This is a genomic window from Clostridium sp. AM42-4 (genome assembly GCF_003480105.1).
In the GTDB taxonomy this organism is placed as follows: domain Bacteria; phylum Bacillota; class Clostridia; order Lachnospirales; family Lachnospiraceae; genus Brotaphodocola.
Genome location: NZ_QUIK01000012.1, coordinates 45493 through 66869 on the forward strand (window position 1 = coordinate 45493; position 21377 = coordinate 66869).

22 protein-coding genes are annotated in these 21377 nt (G+C 49.7%); all 22 read left to right on the plus strand.

The genetic code is table 11. From position 1 onward, the window contains the following. The 22 genes from DW922_RS10810 (at position 1) to DW922_RS10910 (ending at position 21251) form a co-directional block, all read left to right on the plus strand. Entirely contained in the window at positions 1–744 is a 744-nt protein-coding gene (locus DW922_RS10810; RefSeq protein WP_118720580.1) for a Stp1/IreP family PP2C-type Ser/Thr phosphatase, read from the plus strand. Then, the gene (gene pknB, locus DW922_RS10815) at positions 741–2972 is read left to right on the plus strand and encodes a Stk1 family PASTA domain-containing Ser/Thr kinase (protein WP_118726541.1); all 2232 of its coding nucleotides are present in this window, start codon (positions 741–743) and stop codon (positions 2970–2972) included. The genes DW922_RS10810 and pknB overlap by 4 nt, the downstream gene beginning before the upstream one ends. A 17-nt stretch (positions 2973–2989) precedes the next feature. Further along, on the plus strand, positions 2990–3871 hold the full coding sequence (gene rsgA / locus DW922_RS10820; RefSeq protein WP_118726542.1) for a ribosome small subunit-dependent GTPase A: 882 nt from the start codon (positions 2990–2992) through the stop codon (positions 3869–3871). Between the two features lie 92 nt (positions 3872–3963). After that, positions 3964–4626, plus strand: a complete 663-nt coding sequence (rpe, locus tag DW922_RS10825) for a ribulose-phosphate 3-epimerase (RefSeq protein WP_118720588.1) — start codon at positions 3964–3966, stop codon at positions 4624–4626. Continuing rightward, on the plus strand, positions 4627–5283 hold the full coding sequence (locus DW922_RS10830) for a thiamine diphosphokinase (protein WP_118726543.1): 657 nt from the start codon (positions 4627–4629) through the stop codon (positions 5281–5283). A 168-nt stretch (positions 5284–5451) separates the two neighbouring features. Beyond that, positions 5452–6048 (plus strand): ECF transporter S component, encoded by a 597-nt coding sequence (locus tag DW922_RS10835; RefSeq protein ID WP_118720592.1) that lies wholly within the window; start codon positions 5452–5454, stop codon positions 6046–6048. A gap of 218 nt (positions 6049–6266) precedes the next feature. Continuing rightward, the gene (locus tag DW922_RS10840) at positions 6267–7370 is read left to right on the plus strand and encodes a BMP family ABC transporter substrate-binding protein (RefSeq protein ID WP_118720594.1); all 1104 of its coding nucleotides are present in this window, start codon (positions 6267–6269) and stop codon (positions 7368–7370) included. Between the two features lie 251 nt (positions 7371–7621). After that, the gene (locus tag DW922_RS10845) at positions 7622–8341 is read left to right on the plus strand and encodes a Crp/Fnr family transcriptional regulator (RefSeq protein WP_195715048.1); all 720 of its coding nucleotides are present in this window, start codon (positions 7622–7624) and stop codon (positions 8339–8341) included. A gap of 3 nt (positions 8342–8344) precedes the next feature. Further along, positions 8345–9121 carry a uridine phosphorylase gene (gene udp, locus DW922_RS10850; RefSeq protein ID WP_118726545.1) on the plus strand — a complete coding sequence of 259 codons (777 nt, stop codon included), beginning with the start codon at positions 8345–8347 and terminating at the stop codon, positions 9119–9121. 73 nt (positions 9122–9194) lie between these two features. Next, positions 9195–10724, plus strand: coding sequence for a YjjI family glycine radical enzyme (locus tag DW922_RS10855; protein WP_347560309.1), 1530 nt, complete (start codon positions 9195–9197; stop codon positions 10722–10724). Further along, complete coding sequence (locus DW922_RS10860; protein ID WP_118720600.1) at positions 10725–11567, plus strand: YjjW family glycine radical enzyme activase; 843 nt, start codon at positions 10725–10727, stop codon at positions 11565–11567. It begins immediately after the preceding gene. A gap of 68 nt (positions 11568–11635) precedes the next feature. Beyond that, on the plus strand, positions 11636–13183 hold the full coding sequence (locus tag DW922_RS10865; protein ID WP_347560307.1) for an ABC transporter ATP-binding protein: 1548 nt from the start codon (positions 11636–11638) through the stop codon (positions 13181–13183). Then, positions 13176–14243: an ABC transporter permease gene (locus DW922_RS10870; protein ID WP_118726547.1), complete on the plus strand. Its 1068-nt coding sequence runs from the start codon at positions 13176–13178 to the stop codon at positions 14241–14243. Before DW922_RS10865 ends, DW922_RS10870 begins: the two co-directional genes overlap by 8 nt. 1 nt (position 14244) lies before the next feature. Beyond that, complete coding sequence (locus DW922_RS10875; protein ID WP_118540939.1) at positions 14245–15180, plus strand: ABC transporter permease; 936 nt, start codon at positions 14245–14247, stop codon at positions 15178–15180. Between the two features lie 147 nt (positions 15181–15327). Beyond that, positions 15328–16038, plus strand: a complete 711-nt coding sequence (gene deoD, locus DW922_RS10880) for a purine-nucleoside phosphorylase (RefSeq protein ID WP_118726548.1) — start codon at positions 15328–15330, stop codon at positions 16036–16038. 111 nt (positions 16039–16149) lie between these two features. Then, positions 16150–16815 carry a deoxyribose-phosphate aldolase gene (gene deoC, locus DW922_RS10885; protein ID WP_118726549.1) on the plus strand — a complete coding sequence of 222 codons (666 nt, stop codon included), beginning with the start codon at positions 16150–16152 and terminating at the stop codon, positions 16813–16815. 87 nt (positions 16816–16902) lie between these two features. Then, entirely contained in the window at positions 16903–17331 is a 429-nt protein-coding gene (locus DW922_RS10890; RefSeq protein ID WP_347560039.1) for a cytidine deaminase, read from the plus strand. A 16-nt stretch (positions 17332–17347) separates the two neighbouring features. After that, the gene (locus DW922_RS10895; protein ID WP_118726550.1) at positions 17348–18538 is read left to right on the plus strand and encodes a phosphopentomutase; all 1191 of its coding nucleotides are present in this window, start codon (positions 17348–17350) and stop codon (positions 18536–18538) included. Positions 18539–18738: 200 nt separating this feature from the next. Further along, positions 18739–19566 (plus strand): pyridoxamine kinase, encoded by an 828-nt coding sequence (locus DW922_RS10900; protein WP_347560038.1) that lies wholly within the window; start codon positions 18739–18741, stop codon positions 19564–19566. After that, positions 19566–19835, plus strand: coding sequence for a TIGR04076 family protein (locus tag DW922_RS10905; RefSeq protein WP_118540922.1), 270 nt, complete (start codon positions 19566–19568; stop codon positions 19833–19835). Before DW922_RS10900 ends, DW922_RS10905 begins: the two co-directional genes overlap by 1 nt. A 58-nt stretch (positions 19836–19893) precedes the next feature. Next, a complete protein-coding gene (locus DW922_RS18310) occupies positions 19894–20019 on the plus strand; it encodes a hypothetical protein (protein ID WP_279220622.1) in 126 nt (41 codons plus the stop codon). 131 nt (positions 20020–20150) lie between these two features. After that, on the plus strand, positions 20151–21251 hold the full coding sequence (locus DW922_RS10910) for a BMP family ABC transporter substrate-binding protein (protein WP_118540920.1): 1101 nt from the start codon (positions 20151–20153) through the stop codon (positions 21249–21251). The last annotated feature ends 126 nt before the right edge of the window (positions 21252–21377 follow it).

The following is a 21377-nucleotide window of genomic DNA, read 5'->3' on the forward strand; positions in this document are numbered from 1 at the left end:
ATGGAGGCATGTGCACTGACGGATGTAGGACAGAAGCGGAGCATGAACCAGGATTTTATCTATGCGAGCACTGAGCCGGTCGGGTCCCTGGAGAATCTTTTTATTGTGGCAGATGGCATGGGCGGTCACCAGGCCGGTGATTTTGCATCCCGCTTTGTAGTAGAAAACCTGGTACGTTTTTTTGAAACACCTTACCCGGACCGGGATGTTCACGGAATCCTGAAGGAGGGAATCCGTAAGGTGAACCGGGAGCTTTATGAGCGCGCCAGCAAGACTCCGGAGCTAAATGGTACAGGAAGTACCCTGGTACTGGCTACGATCAAAGGAAATGTCCTGTATGTGGCGAACATCGGGGACAGCCGTCTGTATCTGCTGCGCGGAGAGCTGGAGCAGATCACCAAAGACCATTCTTATGTGGAAGAGCTGGTGGCCATGGGAAAGCTAAAGCGTGGCAGCCGGGATTACATGGAAAAGAAGAATATCATCACCAGGGCGGTTGGCGTCAGTGAAGAGGTGGACACGGATCTGTTTGCGCTGAAATTAAAGAGCAGGGACCAGATCTTAATGTGTTCGGACGGACTGAGCAACATGGTAGATGAATTCGAGATGGAATACATCATCCGTTCTGAGGACGGGGTAGAGGCCAGGGCAAAGGCTCTGGTGGATGCAGCAAACCGGAGCGGCGGCCAGGATAACATTTCTGTACTCCTGATCGAGCCGCAGATAAGTGAGGTGAGCTTATGATACTGAGACCTGGAATGTTTTTACAGGACCGCTATGAGATCCTGGAGCAGATCGGCTCCGGCGGGATGTCTGTGGTCTACAAAGCAAAGTGCCATAAGCTAAACCGACTGGTGGCCATCAAGGTTTTGAAGGAAGAATTCTGCAATGACAGTAACTTTGTCAGCAAATTCAAGATGGAGGCCCAGTCTGCAGCAGGCTTATCCCATCCGAACATTGTCAGTGTTTACGATGTTATCGATGAGGGCAAGCTTCATTACATAGTCATGGAGCTGATCGAAGGCATTACCTTAAAAAGCTATATCCAGAAAAAGGGCAGGCTTGAGGTCAAGGAAACGATCGGGATCGCCATTCAGGTGGCCCAGGGAATAGCAGCAGCCCATGAGCAGCATATCATCCACCGTGACATTAAGCCGCAGAACATGATCATCTCCAAGGACGGCAAGGTGAAGGTGGCAGATTTCGGTATTGCAAGGGCAGTATCGGCCCAGACCATGACCTCGTCTGCCATGGGATCGGTCCATTATATTTCCCCGGAGCAGGCCCGGGGCGGATTCAGCGATGAGCGCAGTGATATTTATTCGCTGGGCGTTACCATGTATGAGATGGTGACCGGCCGGGTACCATTCGAAGGCGACAATACCGTGGCCATTGCCATTGCACATTTAGAAAATGCAGTGGTTCCGCCAAGTGTTTACAATCCGGAGATTCCGGTCAGCCTGGAGAGGATCATTTTGACCTGTATGGAGAAAAAGCCGGAGCGCCGTTACCGCAGTGCGCAGGATGTGATCACGGACCTTAGGTCTGCACTGATCCATCCTGATGGGGAGGGCATAATCAGCCCGGCAAGTGTGCAGGAGCGTGCCTTAAATGGGGAAACGGTCCAGATTAGCAGTGAACAGCTCTCCAAGATCAAGCATTTCCGGAAAACGGAGCGGGTGGAACCGAATCGCCGGGAAAGCTATGAACGGGAGGCGAAGGCAGCCTGGCAGGCGTATCAGGATGAAGGCGCACAGAACACTATGGAGCCAGAGCGGGAAGGCCCGGAAGCAGAATGGGAAAGAAAAATGGCAGGCCCGGACCGGATGCCGGCAAGACGCCGGGTGCGCGGGGAGGAGCCAGACAGCGACCGGGCGAATCCGCATATCGAGCGGATCCTGGCAGGAGCCGGCATTGTAGCAGCAATCGTGGTGGTGGCAGTTTTGATCGTGGTATTTGCCAAGCTTGGTGCGTTTTTTAAGGCAGGAAGCGGAATCCTTGGAAACTCCCAGACGGAGAGCGTTCAGACGGAAACCGGTGAGCTGGTCTTAAAGGATACCGAGGTGTCGATGCCGTCTGTCCTTGGCATGACAGAGGATCTGGCAGAGAGTACCTTAAAGCAGAGCTCCCTGACCATGAAGCGTACCTATGAATATTCGGACGATGTGGATAAAGGCCATGTGGCAAAGCAGGACCCAGAGGCCGGAAGCGTTGTGTTAAAGGGCGGACAGGTTAATGTTGTCATCAGCAACGGAAGCGACAAGATCGACCTTGATAAGCTTGGAATCGCAGAGCTGGACCAGAAAACGGCAGTTACCTTTCTGGAAAGCAAGGGACTGAAGGTCCAGGTGACAGAGGAGGAGAGCGAAACGGTGGAAGCCGGTACGGTAATGCGCTACGAACCGAAGCTGGTAGCGGATGGAGGCACCGTATACCTGTATGTCAGCAGCGGCCCTCATGTAGATAAGGTCCCGGCACCATATCTGGTAGGTAAGACCGAGGAGGAGGTCATTGCGCTTTTAGCAGAGAATGACCTGATGCCTGGTAATACCTCGACCGAATCCAGCGATACCGTGGAAAAGGGATCGGTCATCAGCCAGTCAGTGACCTCGGGCACCCAGTTGGAAAAGGGAAGTAAGATCGATTACGTGGTCAGCAGTGGGCCGGAAGTAAAGCACCAGCGCTATGTAGCATCCATCAACGAGGTCTATGACCTGAGCAATCTGATCGGACCGGGCGCGGGAACCTCCAGCGTTACGATCATGATCCGCCTGCGCCAGGGAACTGCGGATAATCCGCATTATAAGGTTCTGACCCAGTCCACCACCATCAAAGGAGATGTGCTTCTCCCGGTAAACTTTACCAGTATTGAGAGTATGGATGGCACCGATCAGGGGTCATTAGAAATCGTGGATGTCAATTCCGGCGCAGTCATCAAGACTTACCCGCTGACATTCTTCCCGATGGATTAGAAAGAGAACAAAGAAACATGACAGGAAAAATCATTAAGGGAATCGCAGGCTTTTATTATATCCATGACGGAGTGGACAAAGTGTATGCCTGCAAAGCAAAGGGAATCTTCCGAAACCGGGGCATCAAGCCGGTGGTAGGAGACAATGTAGAATTTACCGTGCTGGATGAGGAGGCACTGGAGGGAAATATTGATGAGATCCTTCCCAGAAAAAATGTGCTGGTGCGTCCGGCATCGGCGAATATCGATCAGGCACTGGTGGTGTTTGCCGTTACCCAGCCGGATCCGAATTTTAATCTTCTGGACCGCTTCCTTATTATGATGCTGGCGCAGGACATCCCGGTGACGGTCTGCTTTAACAAGACAGATCTGGAAGCCGGGGAAAAGCAGGAGGAGTACCGGAAAATCTACGAGCAGGCCGGCTATCCGGTGATGTTTGTCAGCACCTATGAGAAAACCGGAGTGGAGGCTGTGCGGGAGTATCTGCGTGGAAAGACCACAATCTTAGCCGGTCCTTCCGGTGTGGGAAAATCTTCGCTCACAAACCTTCTCCAGCCGGAGGCGGCGATGGAGACGGGAAGCATCAGCGAAAAGATCAAGCGGGGAAAGCATACGACCCGCCATGCGGAGCTGTTCTGTGTGGAGGAGGATACGTACCTGATGGATACGCCAGGCTTTTCTTCCATGTATCTGGAAGAAATCGAACCTCAGGACCTGAAGGATTACTTCCCTGAATTTGAAGCGTATGAGCCTGCATGCCGGTTTGCGGCAGACTGTGTTCACATTGGCGAACCGGTATGCGGTGTCAAGACAGCGCTTGCAGAAGGAAAGATCAGCCAGAGCCGGTATGACAATTACGGACTCTTATATCAGGAGCTGAAGAACCGCAGAAAATATTAATATTTGGCAGCTGTGTGTGGAAGCATTCCAAATGCTGCACGGGACACAGCCATGCTGAATGATTCGAAAAAGGAATGAAGGAGTAAGAGATCATGTATATTTTAGCACCATCCATTCTTGCAGCAGATTTTGGAGATTTAAGAAAGGAAGTCCAGACCGTGGCAGAGGCAGGCGCACAGTACATCCACATTGATGTGATGGATGGCATGTTTGTGCCGAGTATCTCGTTTGGCATGCCGGTCATCAAGAGCATCCGCTCCTGCACCGATAAGGTTTTTGACGTTCACATGATGGTGGAAGAGCCGGGACGCTATGCGGCAGACTTAAAAGAGGCCGGGGCAGACCTTCTCTGCGTGCACCAGGAGGCATGCTGTCATCTGGACCGCACGATCAATCAGATTAAGGAGCTTGGCATGAAGGCTGGTGTGGCATTGAATCCGGCAACTCCGGTGGAAACGCTTTCCTGCGTACTGGACCAGGTAGATATGATCCTCTTAATGTCTGTGAACCCGGGCTTTGGCGGGCAGAAATTCATTCCTTATACGGTAGATAAGATCAAAAAGCTCCGCGCTATGCTGGATGAGCGCGGTTTGAAAACCGACATCCAGGTAGACGGCGGAGTCGGACTTGGCAATGTAAAGGAACTGATGGAAGCAGGAGCCAATGTCTTTGTAGCAGGCAGTGCCGTATACAAAAACGACGCTGCAGCCAATGTAAAGGCATTCTTAAACATTTTTGAAGAGGCTGGGAAATAAATGAAACGGTGTCTGGTTATGACGGGCGGAAAGCTGGATCTGGCTTTCGCCCGCTCCTTTTTGGAACATGAAACATTTGATAAGATCATAGCAGTGGACGGCGGCTTAAAAGCGGTCAAAGAGCTGGGGCTCGTGCCGGACTACATTGTAGGGGATTTCGATTCGGTCTCAAGTGAGGTCCGGGAAGAATTCCGGCAGTACCCGTACATCGTCTGGGAACAGCATAAGCCGGAGAAAAATGAGACCGACACGGAGCTTGCGAGAAACCGGGCCCTGACTCTTGCCTGTGACGAGATCGTATTTCTTGGTGCGACCGGAGGCCGCATTGACCATATGATCGGCAATATCCATGCGCTGAAAACCTGTATGGAGCGCGGAATCAACGCTTATATTGTTGATTCCCAGAACCGGTTATATCTGCTGGACGGGGAGCGTGAGTTTTCCAAAGAAACGCAGTGGGGAAAATATGTTTCCTTTGCCCCGTACACAGAAGAGGTGACGGGGATCACGCTGACCGGCTTTAAATACCCGTTAAAGGATAAGACCATCCGCCGCGGTGAAGAGGTGGGGCTTTGCGTCAGCAATGAGATCGCGGAAGATACAGCGAAGATTACGCTGGAGGATGGGGTGCTGATCTGTATCGAATCCAGGGATTAGGGGTCAGGAGCTTCTGGCTGTTTTGCAGGCTGGAAGGCACACGAAAACTGGACTGGTTAAAAAGTTTAAAACTGGCTATTAATATCATTCCACTTGCGTGCTATGATATGCGACAAGATCGTTGTTGCCGGCACAACATAACTACAAAAGCAGCAAGGGAGAATGATTATGAAAAATAAAGAAAATGACAAAGTATATAAGCTGGTGCTGACTGCGCTGATGGCGGCCCTGTGTTATGTGGCCTTTACCTTCTTAAAGATCCCGATCCCGACCCCGGGCGGAGACACCACGGCACTGCATATCGGAAATGCATTCTGTGTCCTGGCAGCCCTGCTTCTGGGCGGTGGCTACGGCGGCGTGGCAGGTTCCCTGGGTATGACGATTGCAGACCTCTTAGACCCGGTTTACATTACCAGTGCCCCGAAGACCTTTATTTTAAAGCTCTGTATCGGCCTGATCGCTGGTTTTGTGGCACACAACATCGCCCATATCACCGAGGACCACGACAGCAAGTACATTATGAAGTGGTCCCTGATCGCTTCCATCGCAGGACTCGGCTTTAACGTGGTCATGGACCCGGTTGTGGGTTACTTTTATAAGAACTACATTCTTGGAGTCCAGTCGGATGCAGCAAAAATCATGGCAACTTGGGCAGCAGGTGCAACCCTCGTCAATGCCATTGTCGGAACCATTGTAGTTGTAGTGGTTTACATGGCAGTGCGCCCGGTCTTAAAAAAGGCTGGCCTTTTCATGAAAATCAAATAAGACCAGGCTGAAGCAGTGACAAAACGATAAAAGCAGAACAAAAACGGAACAAAAACGGAACAAGAAGCCGGGAAAACAGGATAATTTCTCATGATATTTATTTATAAGTAAAAATAAGTAAAATTCATGTTAAATTATCCTTTCCTTTTATAGGAATTAATGATATTATGGGAATAAGGCTTTTTTTTGCCCGAGAACCCAAAAAGGAGAGAGAACTTATGAAAAAGAAAATGCTGGCTGTATTATTAGCTGGTACCATGGCAGCATCCATGACCGCATGCGGAGGCAGCAGCTCCAGTAACACTGCAGACACCACTGCAGCAGCAAAGGAGGCTGGCGACAGCGCAGAACAGACCGGGGAGGCAAAAGCAGACGCAAAAGACGCTTCCGAATTCAAAATCGGCCTGATCACCGATGTAGGCGGCGTAAATGACGGATCCTTCAACCAGTCTTCCTGGGAAGGTCTTGAGAGAGCCGGCGAGGAGCTGGGCGTGACCGTAAACTACTTAGAGTCCGCTACCGATGCTGACTACGCTCCGAACATGGAAACCTTCGTAGATGAGGACTATGACCTGATCATCAGTGTCGGCTACATGCTTGCAGATGCTACCAGAGCAGCAGCAGAAGCAAACCCGGATACCAGATTCGCAATCATCGATGACGCAACCATCGACCTTCCGAACGTAACCAGCCTGATGTTCCGTGCAGAGCAGGCTTCCTATCTGGTAGGTTATGTAGCTGGTCTGACCACCAAGACCAACAACATCGGTTTTGTTGTAGGTATGACCAATGAGACCATGAACCAGTTTGGCTACGGCTACTGCGCAGGTGCGATCGACGCTAACCCGGACATCACCGTTCAGCAGTTCAACGCAAACTCTTTTGCTGATTCCGCTACCGGTAAGACCATGGCAAACACCGCAATCACCAACGGTGCTGACATCGTATTCCAGGCTGCAGGCGCAACCGGCCTTGGCGTTATCGAGGCATGCCAGGAGGCTGGTGTTTACGCGATCGGCGTAGACAGTGACCAGTCCAGCATTGCTCCGAACACCGTTTTAACTTCCGCTATGAAGCGTGTAGACAACGCAGTATACGAGGCAGTTCAGGAGCTGATCGACGGTTCTCTTGAGGGCGGCGTGAAGACCTTTGACCTGGCAGCAGGCGGCGTAGACATCGCTCCGAGCCAGGATCTGATCGCACCGGAAGTAATCTCTGCAGTTGACGAAGTAAAAGAAAAAATCGTAAACGGCGAGATCGAGGTTCCGGATGACAAGGAGTCCTTCGAGGCAAAATACGGTGATGTATATCAGTTAGACTAATACAGATGCTATTATCGTGTTACATGGCACATTACGTGAATCGTAACATGACAGATACTGCATGGCAGACGCGGGGTTCGCAGATTTGCGGACCCCGTATTTCTATGCAGAATTTTATTTCATGGGAAAATCTGCCAAGTGGCATAAAAATAATGGAAATCGAGAATAAAAGTGACATTTGTCCTTTCTTGTTTATGGGAAATGTGGTATAAAAAAGGTATCATGAGAATAAAACCGGGGAAATGAATAAAATGAGCGAAGCAGATGACGTGATCAGCAAACTGAGTCCGAAACAGCAGAATTACTTAAATCGTTACTTTACTTATGCGCCGGAAGCCTTAAAAAGCAGCATGCAGGTGGTGCGGATGCCGGCGGGAACGACTTTCATTCAGGAAGGAACACTGGTCGATAAGGTGTATATCCTTTTAAAAGGAAGTGTATCCGCAGTTGACTACCGGGTGCGTGAGACGGTCTATGGTTTCTGCCACTTTGAGCCGATTGAAATATTCGGGACCATGGAGATCCTTGGGCAGACGAACTGCTATAAGACAACACTGGCTACGACGCAGGACAGCCTGCTTTTAAAGATACCGGGAGATATCTGCAAAAAATGGCTCTTAAACGATGTATCTGCCCTGCGCATGGAAACCGAACGCATCATCGGCTACCTTCTGGACCAGTCCAGAAAGGAACGCCTCTATGTGATGCTGCCGGGAAATGAACGGGTTTATCTCATTCTTACGAATTTATATGAAACCTACGGAAAATGCGATACGTACCGTGTTTATTTAAGCAGAAAAGACTTTTCTGAAGTTACCGGTGTCTCTGAGCGGACCATTACCAGGGCCTTAAAGGATCTGGAGGAAAAGGGGCTGATCGCAAGAGACGGCTGGAGCATCGTTATGACATGGGAACAGTATCAGAAAATCCGCGAACTCGTAGGAGTACAGATCAATGAAACGGGGGAATGACAAATGAAGTATTCAGAAAATCCAGATAAGCAGTACCATATTCAGGTAGGGGAGGGCGAAGTGGGGCGCTATGTGATCCTTCCGGGCGATCCGAAGCGCTGTGCCAAGATCGCCGCTTATTTTGATGACGCAAAGCTGGTTGCAGACAGCCGCGAGTATGTTACCTATACCGGCTACCTGGACGGGGTCAAAGTGAGCGTGACTTCCACTGGCATCGGCGGTCCGTCCGCATCCATTGCCATGGAAGAGCTGGTCAAATGTGGGGCAGACACCTTTATCCGCGTCGGCACCTGCGGCGGCATGCAGCTTGATGTAAAAAGCTCGGACGTCGTTGTGGCAAGCGGTGCCATCCGCATGGAAGGAACCAGTAAGGAATATGCGCCGATCGAATTTCCGGCAGTAGCCGATCTGGACGTGACCATTGCACTTCGGGAGTCCGCAAAAAAACTGGGACAGAGCTGCCACGTTGGCGTGGTGCAGTGCAAGGATGCATTTTATGGCCAGCACTCCCCGGAGACCATGCCGGTCAGCTATGAGCTTTTAAATAAGTGGGAGGCCTGGAAACGTCTCGGATGCCTGGCATCGGAGATGGAATCCGCAGCTCTCTTTATCGTAGCCAGCACACTGCATGTGCGCTGCGGTTCCGTATTTCTGGTTATGGCTAATCAGGAGCGGGAAAAACAGGGACTGCCAAACCCGGTAGCCCATGACACCGATATGGCTATCCGTGTGGCAGTCGAAGCCATCCGGAAACTGATCCACGAAGATGCTAATAAATAGCTGCGAAACTATAAAACTTATCAATCATATTTATCACATGTAGGAGGAAGTTGTTATTATGCGTGACATTTCTATGGAAAGAGTCAACGAAACCAGAAAAAACATTCTTGAGATCATTGAGAGCGCGACGCTCACCCATGAGCAGAAGCTGACCTGTCTGGCAAACCAGGCAGATTCCCTGATGGAGGTCTTAGATCTTCCGGAAGGACTGGATGAACTGTTAAACGTGCCGATCGACAGAAAGTGCATCTGCGATTTAAGCGAGGGTCATGCGCCGATGCGTCCGCGTTACATTATCCCGGATTATGCGAAATTCTTAAAAGAAGGAAGCAAATTCCTCCAGTTAGATCCGCCGACCGACCTGTACGAGGCATTAAACAGCCTGATGATCTTCTATAAGCATGTTCCGAGCGTTACCAACTACCCGGTTTATGTGGGCCAGTTAGACGAGCTCTTAGAGCCGTATATTGACACCGTGGACGAGGAACAGGCAAAGAAGATGCTGAAGCTGTTCTTAACCCAGATGGACCGTACCATCCTGGATTCCTTCTCCCACGCAAACATCGGACCGCGTGAGACCAAGGCAGGACGTCTGCTCTTAGAGGCAGAAAAAGAGCTGGAAAATGCCGTTCCGAACTTAAGCTTCAAGTACGACGAGGATATCACTCCGGATGATTTTGCACTCAAAGCGATCGACTGCGCAATGCACAGCGCAAAGCCGAGCTTCGCAAACCACAAGATGTTCAAGAGCGAGCTTGGTGAGAATTATGTTATTGCAAGCTGCTACAATGGCCTGCTGCTTGGCGGCGGCGCTTACACTCTTTGCCGTCTGGTGCTTGGCAATATCGCAAAGCGCGCAAAGAATATCCAGGATTTCATGGAGAGAGAACTTCCGTACGTACTGGATATCATGGCACGCTATATGGATGCCCGTATCAAATTTGAGGTAGAAGAGAGCGGCTTTTTTGAGAACAACTTCCTGGCAAAAGAGGGCTTCATCCACAGAGACCGTTTCTCTGGTATGTATGGCCTGGTAGGTCTGGCTGACTGCGTCAACATCCTGTTCGAGAAAGAGGGCATCAAGGGACGCTTCGGCCACGACGAGAATGCAAATAACCTTGGTGTAGAGATCATGGAGATCATCAAGGAGTTCAACTTAAACCATAAGAATAAATACTGCGAGGGAACCGGCGGACATTTCCTGCTTCATGCACAGGTAGGCCTGGCAGAGGACGAGAACGTAACTCCGGGAACCAGAATTCCGATCGGCGAGGAGCCGGAGGAGCTGATCGACCAGCTGAACGTGTTAAGAAAGTTCCACAAGTACTTTACATCCGGCACCGGCGATATCTTCCCGATCGATATGACTGTGCACAGAAACCCGGAGTACGTTCTGGATATCATCAAAGGTTCCTTCAAGATGGATCTGCGTTACCTGTCCTTCTATTCCAGCGACAGCGATGTGATCCGTGTAACCGGTTATCTGGTAAAACGTTCTGAGCTGGAGAAACTGGCTGGCGGTGAGGCTGTCCTTCAGGATACCACTGCACTGGGACTTGGCGCGGCAAGAAATGGCCACATTCTGGAAAGAAAGGTGCGCTAAATGAAAGCAATCGTAAACCGGATCATCCCGTTCAGCAGTGTGGATGGTCCGGGAAACCGGACAGCCATCTTTTTACAGGGCTGTAATATTGACTGCAAATACTGTCATAACCCGGAAACGAGAAAACTTTGTGTACAGTGCGGAAAATGTGTGGTAAACTGTCCTGCAGGAGCATTAACCATGGGAGAGGATAAGAAGGTTGTTTTTGACCCCCAAAAGTGCGTACAGTGCGATACCTGTATCCACATCTGTCCGCATGACAGTTCTCCGCGTACCTGCGAGATGACACCAGAGGAAGTCTATGAACGCGTGAAAAAGCAGATCCCGTTTATCCGGGGCATCAGTGTTTCTGGCGGCGAGTGCATGCTTTGGCCGGAATTTTTAACAGAGCTGTTTAAGCTTGCGAAAAAAGATGGTCTTGGAACCCTGATCGACAGTAATGGCATGGTCCCGTTCGAACAGTATCCGGAGCTTATGGAGGTTTCCGACGGTGTGATGCTGGACATCAAAGCGTTTGAGGCAGCAGAGCATGAGCGGGTGGCAGGGGTCACCAATGAAATGGTGCTTCAGAATGCGGATTATCTTGCAAAAACCGGAAAGCTTTACGAGGTACGTGCGGTGATCGTCCCGGATCTTTACGATACGGAAAAGAGTGTGCGCGAGATGGGCGATTTTCTGTCTCCATATCTGCAATACGGAGACATCCGCGTAAAGATCATTGCATTCCGTCCCATGGGAGTGCGGGAACAATATTCCCATTTCCAGGTGCCTGACCAGAAGTATCTTTCTTATCTGGCAGACATTTTAAAAGAAAAAGGATTCCAGCATATTACGCTGATCTGATGAGGAAAGATTGCTGTTACGCGCTTGCGCAGACAGCAGACGATAAAAGAAACAGGAGGGACCAAGCCGTGGCAAGAACGAGCCATATGGATGAAAGTAAAGTCGTAATTCAGATGAAAGACATCGTCAAGAAATTCGGCGACTTTACGGCGAATGACCACATCAACCTGACCGTGCACAAAGGAGAGGTGCACGCGATCTTAGGTGAGAACGGAGCCGGAAAGAGTACCATGATGAACGTACTCTGCGGACTGTACAAACCAACCAGTGGACAGATCTTTATCAATGAAAAAGAAGTTCACTTCAACAGCCCGAAGGATGCGATCGACATCGGTATCGGTATGGTACACCAGCATTTCATGCTGATCCAGCCATTCACCGTAACCGAGAATATTATTCTGGGTATGGAGCCGGTTAAGGGCTTAAGTATTGACAAGGAAACTGCAAAGAAAAAAGTGCTGGAGCTGTCCGAGCGTTATGGCATGAAGGTAGACCCGGACGCAAAGGTAGAAGATATTTCCGTAGGTATGCAGCAGCGTGTGGAGATCCTGAAGGTATTGTACCGCGGTGCGCAGACCCTGATCCTGGATGAGCCGACTGCGTCCCTGACCCCGCAGGAAATCGAGGGCCTTATGGAGATCATCTCCAACCTGACTGCAGACGGAAAGAGTGTCATCCTGATCACTCATAAGTTAAAGGAGATCACCGCATCCTCCGATAACTGTACCATTATCCGTCAGGGTAAATACATCCAGACTGTAAAAGTAGCCGATGTCGATGAGAATGCCCTGGCTGCCATGATGGTAGGACGAGACGTTAACTTTAAGGTCGACAAAAAAGACCAGGAAGCAGGCGAGGTTGTCCTGCATGTAGAAAACCTGCACGCAAAGGATTACCGCGATGTGGAAATCTTAAAAGGCTTTAACTTAGATGTAAGAAAAGGCGAGATCGTAGGACTGGCCGGTGTCGATGGAAATGGACAGACCGAGCTTGTCGAGATTTTGACCGGCCTTCGCAAGGCTGAGTCCGGCACCGTTACCATGCTTGGAAAAGATGTCTTCAACAAGAGCCCGAAGGAGACCTTTGCAAACGGTATTTCCAGTATTCCGGCTGACCGCCAGAAGCATGGTCTGGTTCTGGAATTCTCCAACGAGGATAACCTGATCCTGCAGCACTTCGAGGAAGCACCATTTTCCAAACATGGAATTCTGGACCGCAAAGCCATCAAGGAGCATGCACTTGGTCTGATCGAGAAATTCGATGTCCGCCCGCGCGGCTGTGCCGAGGCACCATCCGGCACCCTGTCCGGCGGTAACCAGCAGAAGGTCATCATTGCCCGCGAGGTAACGAACGATAAGGATCTTTTAATCGCGGTAAACCCGACCCGTGGCCTGGATGTCGGAGCGATCGAGTTTGTTCATAAGTATCTGGTAGAGCAGAGAAATAAAAACCGTGCAGTATTGCTGGTATCCTTCGAGCTGGATGAGATCATGAGCCTTTCCGACCGGATCGAGGTTATCTTCGATGGCCAGATCACCGGAAGTGTTCCTGGTAAGAATGCAGACGAGAAGGAGCTCGGATTTATGATGGCAGGAGGAAAAAAGACAAATGAATAAAAAGAAAAGTATTCTGGAATGCAATGTACTCTACACCATCATTGCAATTATCATTGGCTTTTTGGTAGGAGCCATCTTCTTGACGATTGCGGGCATCAGCCCGGCAGTCGCTTACGGAAAGCTTTTTAGCAGTATTTTCAGTAAGCCGAAGTACCTGGTATGGACCCTGGTTTACGCAGCACCGCTGATCTTCACTGGTTTAAGTGTAGCTTTCTCGTTCCGTACCGGTGTGTTCAACATCGGCGCTGAGGGCCAGTTCGTTATCGGCGGCCTGGTAGCCTGCATTCTGGGAATTGTGTTAAAGCTTCCGGCAGGCATCCATGCGATCGTATGTCTGGTGGCAGCGGCAGCTGCAGGCTGCATCTGGTCTCTGATCGTAGGCGTCTTGAAAGTAAAACGCGGCATCCACGAGGTACTTTCCTTTATCATGTTTAACTGGATCGCATTCTATCTGTCCAACTACATGGTAAACCTGCCGTTCATCCACCGCGATAAGACTGAGGCAACCCAGGATATCGCAGCTTCCGCGAGACTCCTTCTTCCGGAAGGCATGAGAAACGCACTTGGCTGTACCAGTGCACACTGGGGCTTTGTCCTGGCTGTCGTTGCAGCAATTGTGATCTGGATCATCATCGAGAAGACCACCCTTGGCTATAAGCTGAAAGCCGTAGGCTTTAACAGCAGCGCTGCAGAGTACGGCGGCATCGATGCAAACAGATCCATTCTGACTGCACTTGGTATTTCCGGTCTGTTATCCGGTCTTGGCGGAGCAGTTCAGGTACTTGGCATGTCCGGCCGTTTGAGCCAGTTCGCTGGTCAGGAGGGCTTTGGTTTCGAGGGTATCACCGTTGCCCTGATCGGTTCCTCAAACCCGATCGGCTGCATCTTCTCCGGTCTGTTCTACGGTGCCATGAAATACGGCGGATCCAAGCTTAGTATCGTAAAAGCACCGTCTGAGGTCATAGACATCATCATGGGCTGCGTTGTTTTACTGATCGCGATCGCCCATGTATTTAAGTATTTTGTCCTGAAGACAGCAAAGAAGAAGGAGGCAAAGTAAGATGAATGAAATTATAAAAGACCTTGGTCTTCTGATCAACGCGACCCTGATCGCGACTCCGCCGCTTCTTCTTGCGGCTCTTGGCTCCTGCTTCTCTGAGCGAAGCGGAGTTGTTAACATCGGTATTGAGGGTATGATGACCATCGGCGCCTTCACCGGTGCTGTTATGGGACTGACCACCGGAAACGGCTGGATCGCATTTCTGTGTGCAGGTCTGGCAGGCGCATTGTTCGGACTGATCCATGCTTACGCATGTATTTCCTGCCATGCAGACCAGACTATCGCCGGTACGGCGATCAACTTCTTAGGACCTGGCCTGGCGCTGTTCCTCTGTAAGGCAATGTACAACAACTCATCCGATACACCGGCCATGGATCCGAGCTGCAAGCTCCCGAAGCTGTTTGAGGGCGTGTTCCCGACCGGTTCCTTCTGGAACAACGTATTGAATGTATATGCGGTTGCTTATCTGGTATTTGTTCTGGCATTTGTGTGCTGGTTCGTATTCTACAAGACCAAATTCGGTGCACACTTAAGAGCAGTCGGAGAGCATCCGGAGGCATGTGAGTCTCTGGGTATCGACGTTTACAAGGTCCGTTACACCTGCGTGATCCTTTCTGGATTCCTGGCAGGTCTCGGCGGTGCTTTCGTAACCCTGGCAACCATCAACCAGTTCCGTCCGAGTGTTATCGTAGGACAGGGCTTTATCGCGATCGCAGCGGTTATCTTCGGTAAGTTCTCCCCGGGAGGAGCAACTAAGGCATGCCTGCTCTTTGGTCTGTGCAGCGGTATCAAATCCCTGGCAGCGCAGAGCAACATGGTATCTCCGAACTTAATTTCCATGATCCCGTACGTGGTAACCATCGTGGCACTGGTACTGTTTGTCGGTAAGGCACATACTCCGGCAGCAAACGGAAAGATCTTTGTAAAGTCGAAATAAATTTTAGCCAGGTCTGTATATAGGAAGCAAGACTTATATACAGGCCTGTAATAATCTAAATAGAAATAGGGGCAGACGGGTCTGGCGCGAAAGGCAGTCCGATGTGTCCCACTATCTGGAAAACAGGAGAAGGAAAGGGGATTTATTATGACGAACACACCAACTGCGCACAATAGTGCAAAACTCGGCGATTTCGCCAAAACCGTACTGATGCCGGGCGATCCGCTGCGCGCAAAGTACATTGCAGAGACGTATCTGGAAAATGCAAGGCAGGTAAACGGGGTCCGGAATATGTTTGGTTATACCGGAACCTACAAGGGAAAAGAGATTTCTGTTATGGGAGGCGGTATGGGAATGCCGTCCATCGGAATCTATTCCTACGAGCTGTTTAACTTTTATGATGTAGACCAGGTGATCCGTATCGGTTCCGCAGGGGCCCTGCAGGATAATATGAAGCTGATGGACGTTGTCATCGGCATGGGTGCCTGCACCGATTCCAACTATGCTTACCAGTATGGACTGCCGGGAACCTTTGCACCGATCGCAGACTATGAGCTGTTAAGCCGGGCAGTGGAAACTGCAAAGCGCCAGGGCACAAACGTTGTAATCGGAAACGTGCTTTCCTCCGACGTATTCTACAACGCGATGGGCAATGTCAATGACCTGTGGCGCGGCATGGGCGTGCTGGCTGTGGAAATGGAAGCAGCAGCGCTTTACATGAATGCGGCAAAGGCGGGCAAGAAGGCACTCTGCATGCTCACGATTTCCGATCATCTCTACACCAACGAGCATTTAAGCGCCGAAGACCGGCAGCTTGGTTTCCACAAGATGATGGAGATCGCGCTGGAACTGGCATAACAATATTGCAAAAAACAGAAATGCAGAAGCAGAACATGGAGAATCTGGCATGTGCCGGGACAATCTGCTTCTGACTGTAATATGTGATAGAAAAGAAAGGGGATTCATACAATGGATGTAAAAGATATTATCAAACATGTGGACCACACACTCTTAACCCAGACTGCAACCTGGGCTGAGATCAGGCAGATCTGCGATGACGCGGTTGCTTACGGAACTGCTTCCGTCTGCATTCCGCCGTCCTATGTAAAGCAGGCGAAGGAGTATGTGCAGGACAAGATGGCAGTCTGCACCGTCATTGGCTTCCCGAACGGCTATATGACCACCGCAGCAAAAGAGTTTGAGACGAAAGATGCACTCGCAAACGGGGCAGACGAGATCGATATGGTCATCAACATCGGCTGGGCAAAAGACGGAAAGTTTGACTGCATCGAAGAAGAAATCCGCACCCTGAAAAAAGCATGCGGCTCCAAGGTATTAAAGGTCATCATTGAGACCTGTCTTCTGACCGACGAGGAGAAGATCCGCATGTGCGAAGTAGTGACAAAGGCAGGAGCAGATTACATCAAGACCTCCACCGGTTTCTCCAAAGCAGGAGCAACCTTCGACGATATTAAGCTCTTCTCCGAGCACATCGGGCCGAATGTAAAGATGAAAGCAGCAGGCGGCATCTCATCTCTGGATGACGCAGAAAAATTCCTTTCCCTGGGTGCTGACAGACTGGGAACCAGCCGCATCATCAAGCTGGTAAAGCAGGAAGAGGCAACCGGATACTAAAAAATCTGTCTGCCTGAGTGGGCGCATGGATAAAGAAAGTGAGGAAATCCGAAATAGGGAATCCTCCCAAGGAGTGTTAAGCAAATCATGAAGAAACTGGAAAAGGATCAGATTGAAGCCCTGATCGAAAAGGCCATCAGCATGATGGATTACTCTTATGTGCCGTATTCCCACTTCCATGTGGGAGCTGCACTGCTGGCGAAAAACGGCACCGTTTACGGTGGCTGCAACATTGAAAATGCCGGTTATACGCCAAGCAACTGCGCAGAGCGCACCGCATTTTTCAAGGCCGTGAGTGAAGGCGTGCGGGAGTTTGATGCCATCTGCGTAGTCGGTGGCGCCAATAAAGAATTAAAAGAAATCACAGCTCCATGCGGCGTCTGCCGCCAGGTTATGATGGAGTTCTGTAACCCGGAAGAATTCCAGATCATTCTGGCAGTCTCCAAAGAGCAGTATGAGATCTATACTTTAAAAGAGCTGCTGCCTCTTGGATTCGGGCCGGATAATCTGAAATAAAATTAAGGAGAATTACATGGAAAAGTTTAAACGGGTATTTGTAGTAGTCATGGATTCCCTTGGAGTGGGAGCTATGCCGGATTCCGCAGATTTTGGTGATATCGGGGTGAACACCCTGGGGCATATTTCCGAATCCGTGAAAACCTTTCAGATTCCAAACCTTCAGAAACTGGGGATGGCAAACATCATCCCGTTAAAGCAGGTCGCACCAGTGGAGAAGCCGCTGGGCTATTATGGAAAACTGCGTGAAAAGAGCCGCGGCAAGGATACCATGACCGGACACTGGGAGATGATGGGCCTGGAAGTGACCAAACCATTCCAGACCTTCACCGAGACCGGATTCCCACCGGAGCTGATCAAAGAGCTGGAGGAGCGCACCGGACATAAAGTCATCGGCAATAAGAGCGCCAGCGGCACCGAAATCTTAGACGAGCTTGGTGAAGAGGAAATCGCAACCGGCCATATGATCGTGTACACCTCTGCAGACTCTGTGCTTCAGATCTGCGGCAATGAGGAGACATTTGGCCTTGATGAACTTTATCGCTGCTGTGAGATCGCCCGGGAGCTGACCATGAAGGATGAGTGGAAGGTTGGCCGCGTCATCGCCAGACCATATATAGGAAAGAAAAAGGGCGAATTCAAGCGCACCAGCAACCGCCACGACTATGCGTTAAAGCCATTCGGTCCGACTGCTTTGAATGCGCTTAAAAGTGCCGGTTATGATGTCATTTCTATTGGAAAGATCAACGACATCTTTGTGGGCGAGGGTATCACTGAGGCCTACAAGTCCAAGAGCTCTGTTCACGGCATGGAGCAGACCATCGATGTGGCAAAGAAAGATTTCCATGGTTTGTGCTTCGTGAACCTGGTTGACTTCGATGCCCTGTGGGGACACCGCAGAAATCCGTCCGGCTACGCACAGGAGATTGAAAAGTTCGATGTAAATCTTGGCTTACTTCTGGATACGCTGCGGGAAGATGATCTCCTCATCATCACGGCAGACCACGGAAATGATCCGACCTACACCGGAACCGATCACACCCGCGAGAAAGTGCCGTTTCTGGCATATTCTAAGGCGTGCAAGGAGAGCGGCGAGCTTCCGGAGACCGATACCTTTGCGATCATCGGAGCAACCATTGCCGACGATTTCGGTGTAAAGATGCCGGAAGGAACCATTGGGGATTCGATTCTGGATAAGCTGAAATAAAATAATAATTTGATACAGGAAACATGAAAGGGTCGAAAGCTCCCGCTCCGCCGTATGGCGGAGCAGGAACTTTCGGTCCTTGTTCGTTGCGTTAACGATATTATTCTGTTTTTCTACTTAATTGTTACATTAGAAAAATATCTGACGGGGCCTTTTGAAACTCTTAAAGATCTGTCAAAAAACACGAAAATGAGGTACAAATGATGAATAACAAACTCTTGCTGATCAATGACCTGGCAGGCTACGGAAAAGTCGCATTATCTGCAATGATTCCGGTGCTTTCTCATATGAAATATGAGATATTCAGCCTTCCTACGGCTATCGTTTCGAACACGCTGGACTATGGTAAATTTGATATTCTCGATACCACAGAATACATGAAAAATACGCTTGACGTATGGAAACAGCTGAATTTTGAGTTCGATGCCATATCAACTGGCTTTATTGTTTCCAAAGAACAAACGGAGCTGATCACGGAATTCTGCAGGGAAGAATCTGCAGCGGGCATTACCATATTTACCGACCCGATCATGGGTGATGAGGGAAAGCTTTACAATGGCATTACGCAGGAAACGGTTGCGCTTATGCGGAAATTAATCTCGGTTTCCGATTACACGGTTCCTAATTATACGGAAGCTGCATATCTCGCCGGTTCTGAGTACCATGAAGAGGGTGCCACAGAGGCAGAATTAAAGGATATCATCGATGAACTGAAACGCCTGGGTGCAAAATCCATTGTGATCACAAGTGCAAAGATCAAAGGTTCAGAACAAAAATGTGTGTTCGGTTATGATGATAAGACGAAGGAATATTTTCAGATTGATTTTGAGGAGATTCCGGTAAGATTTCCTGGCACAGGAGATATTTTCTCGGCCGTTTTCATGGGTAAGATATTAGCTGGATGCAGCCTGCGCGATGCCACAGAGCGTGCCATGACGACGGTAAAAAATATGATCGTGAAGAATGCCGGGAACGCAGATAAATACAAAGGAATACCGATTGAGACATGTCTGGAGGAGATTGATTGATGAAAAGACCAAAGATCCGAATTACCCTGATTGATCAAAAAGGTACCGTTGGCTGCCACAGAGGGCATAAGATTGGTGATTCCTATGATTTTGACACGGAAAGAGGCAATCTGTGCCCTATGGCGATGCATGTAGCGTTTCCGTATGTTGATATCCTGCGGTACGGCGGAAACATTCCAGGGCAGAAAGAGGGAACTGCTTTGTTTGCCTGTCCGGATGTGGATACACTCAATGTATTTAAGATTGAACGAATTGACGAAGATGCATAATTCCTTGAAATTGGAATTAGGAACAAAGGGTGATTTTCTATGCAAAAGGATGATATAGTTGGATCCAAAAAGAAAGGACGATAAGAATATGAAGCTTCTGGTTATCGACAGCACCATCCGCTCCCGTGAAGTCTCCAGAACTGCGAAAGCAGATTTTATTTGTCAATATGTCCGTGAAAAATGAAACGCGTCAGGCTCTCGTATATATAAAAAAATAATGAAAAAGTGACATGTGTCCTTTCCAAGCGCATTGATTTGTGTTATAAACTATAAGGTTATTCTGAGACCGTGAAAATTATTATATTGGAGGACATTATGAAAAGAAGAATTACAGCTCTTATGATGGCAGCAGCAATGTGCATGTCTCTTGTGGCATGCGGCGGTTCTAACAGCAGCACCGGTGCAGCAGACACCAAAGCAGCAGACAGCAACAGTGCAGACAGCAACACCGCAGAAAGCGGTTCCGCAGCAGTAGACGCATCCGATTTAAAGATCGGTCTGGTTACCGATGTCGGCGGTGTAAACGATGGTTCTTTCAACCAGACCGCATGGGAAGGTATGGAGCGTGCAGCAAAAGAGCTTGGCGTAACCGTAAACTACTTAGAGTCCAGCACCGATGCAGACTACGCACCGAACCTGGAGACCTTCGCAGATGAGGAGTATGACCTGATCATCAGCATCGGTTACATGCTTGCAGATGCAACCAGAACCGCAGCAGAGCAGAACCCGGATATCAAGTTTGCGATCGTAGATGACGCAACCATCGACCTTCCGAACGTTACCTGCCTGATGTTCCGCGCAGAGCAGGCTTCCTACCTGGCTGGTTTTGTAGCAGGTAAGACCACCAAGACCAACAACATCGGTTATGTAGCAGGTATGGCAAACGAGACCATGAACCAGTTTGGTTACGGTTACTGTGCAGGTGCCCTGGATGCGAACCCGGATGTAACCATCCAGCAGTTCAACGCAAACTCCTTTGCAGATGCAGCAACTGGTAAGACCATGGCAAATACTGCAATCACCAACGGTGCAGATGTCATCTTCCACGCAGCAGCAGCAACCGGTCTTGGCGTGATCGAGGCTTGTCACGAGGCTGGTGTTTATGCGATCGGCGTAGACAGCGACCAGTCCAGCATCTCCCCGGATACCGTCCTGACCTCTGCTATGAAGCGTGTAGACAACGCTGTATTTGATACCATCGAGTCTTTAGTAAACGGAACCCTGGAGAGCAGTGTTCACACCTATGACCTGGCAGCAGGCGGTGTAGATATCGCACCGAGCCAGGATCTGATCGCAGACGATGTCATCGAGGCAGTAAACGAAGTGAAAGAGAAGATCATCAGCAGCGAGATCGAAGTACCGGCTGATAAAGAATCCTTCGAAGCAAAATACGGCGATGTTTACGAGTTAGACTAAGTGCTAAAATAAAATAGAGTCTTTCCATTCAGAAAAAAGTGTAGTATAATCGATTTTGATTATACTACATTTTTGCTTTCCGGGCATATTGGAAGTACAGAGTATGTATTTTACGGTTAGGAAAAC

What these genes read in the sequence shown, in the direction of transcription:
- DW922_RS10875 (WP_118540939.1), top strand. Translation starts at nt 14,245, where the DNA reads ATGAATGAAATTATAAAAGACCTTGGTCTTCTGATCAACGCGACCCTG.
- udp (WP_118726545.1), top strand. Translation starts at nt 8,345, where the DNA reads ATGAAGTATTCAGAAAATCCAGATAAGCAGTACCATATTCAGGTAGGG.
- rpe (WP_118720588.1), top strand. Translation starts at nt 3,964, where the DNA reads ATGTATATTTTAGCACCATCCATTCTTGCAGCAGATTTTGGAGATTTA.
- DW922_RS10910 (WP_118540920.1), top strand. Translation starts at nt 20,151, where the DNA reads ATGAAAAGAAGAATTACAGCTCTTATGATGGCAGCAGCAATGTGCATG.
- DW922_RS10840 (WP_118720594.1), top strand. Translation starts at nt 6,267, where the DNA reads ATGAAAAAGAAAATGCTGGCTGTATTATTAGCTGGTACCATGGCAGCA.
- DW922_RS10835 (WP_118720592.1), top strand. Translation starts at nt 5,452, where the DNA reads ATGAAAAATAAAGAAAATGACAAAGTATATAAGCTGGTGCTGACTGCG.
- DW922_RS10855 (WP_347560309.1), top strand. Translation starts at nt 9,195, where the DNA reads ATGGAAAGAGTCAACGAAACCAGAAAAAACATTCTTGAGATCATTGAG.
- deoD (WP_118726548.1), top strand. Translation starts at nt 15,328, where the DNA reads ATGACGAACACACCAACTGCGCACAATAGTGCAAAACTCGGCGATTTC.
- DW922_RS10900 (WP_347560038.1), top strand. Translation starts at nt 18,739, where the DNA reads ATGATGAATAACAAACTCTTGCTGATCAATGACCTGGCAGGCTACGGA.
- DW922_RS10830 (WP_118726543.1), top strand. Translation starts at nt 4,627, where the DNA reads ATGAAACGGTGTCTGGTTATGACGGGCGGAAAGCTGGATCTGGCTTTC.
- rsgA (WP_118726542.1), top strand. Translation starts at nt 2,990, where the DNA reads ATGACAGGAAAAATCATTAAGGGAATCGCAGGCTTTTATTATATCCAT.
- pknB (WP_118726541.1), top strand. Translation starts at nt 741, where the DNA reads ATGATACTGAGACCTGGAATGTTTTTACAGGACCGCTATGAGATCCTG.
- DW922_RS10810 (WP_118720580.1), top strand. Translation starts at nt 1, where the DNA reads ATGGAGGCATGTGCACTGACGGATGTAGGACAGAAGCGGAGCATGAAC.
- DW922_RS10895 (WP_118726550.1), top strand. Translation starts at nt 17,348, where the DNA reads ATGGAAAAGTTTAAACGGGTATTTGTAGTAGTCATGGATTCCCTTGGA.
- DW922_RS10890 (WP_347560039.1), top strand. Translation starts at nt 16,903, where the DNA reads ATGAAGAAACTGGAAAAGGATCAGATTGAAGCCCTGATCGAAAAGGCC.
- DW922_RS10860 (WP_118720600.1), top strand. Translation starts at nt 10,725, where the DNA reads ATGAAAGCAATCGTAAACCGGATCATCCCGTTCAGCAGTGTGGATGGT.
- DW922_RS10905 (WP_118540922.1), top strand. Translation starts at nt 19,566, where the DNA reads ATGAAAAGACCAAAGATCCGAATTACCCTGATTGATCAAAAAGGTACC.
- DW922_RS10845 (WP_195715048.1), top strand. Translation starts at nt 7,622, where the DNA reads ATGAGCGAAGCAGATGACGTGATCAGCAAACTGAGTCCGAAACAGCAG.
- deoC (WP_118726549.1), top strand. Translation starts at nt 16,150, where the DNA reads ATGGATGTAAAAGATATTATCAAACATGTGGACCACACACTCTTAACC.
- DW922_RS10870 (WP_118726547.1), top strand. Translation starts at nt 13,176, where the DNA reads ATGAATAAAAAGAAAAGTATTCTGGAATGCAATGTACTCTACACCATC.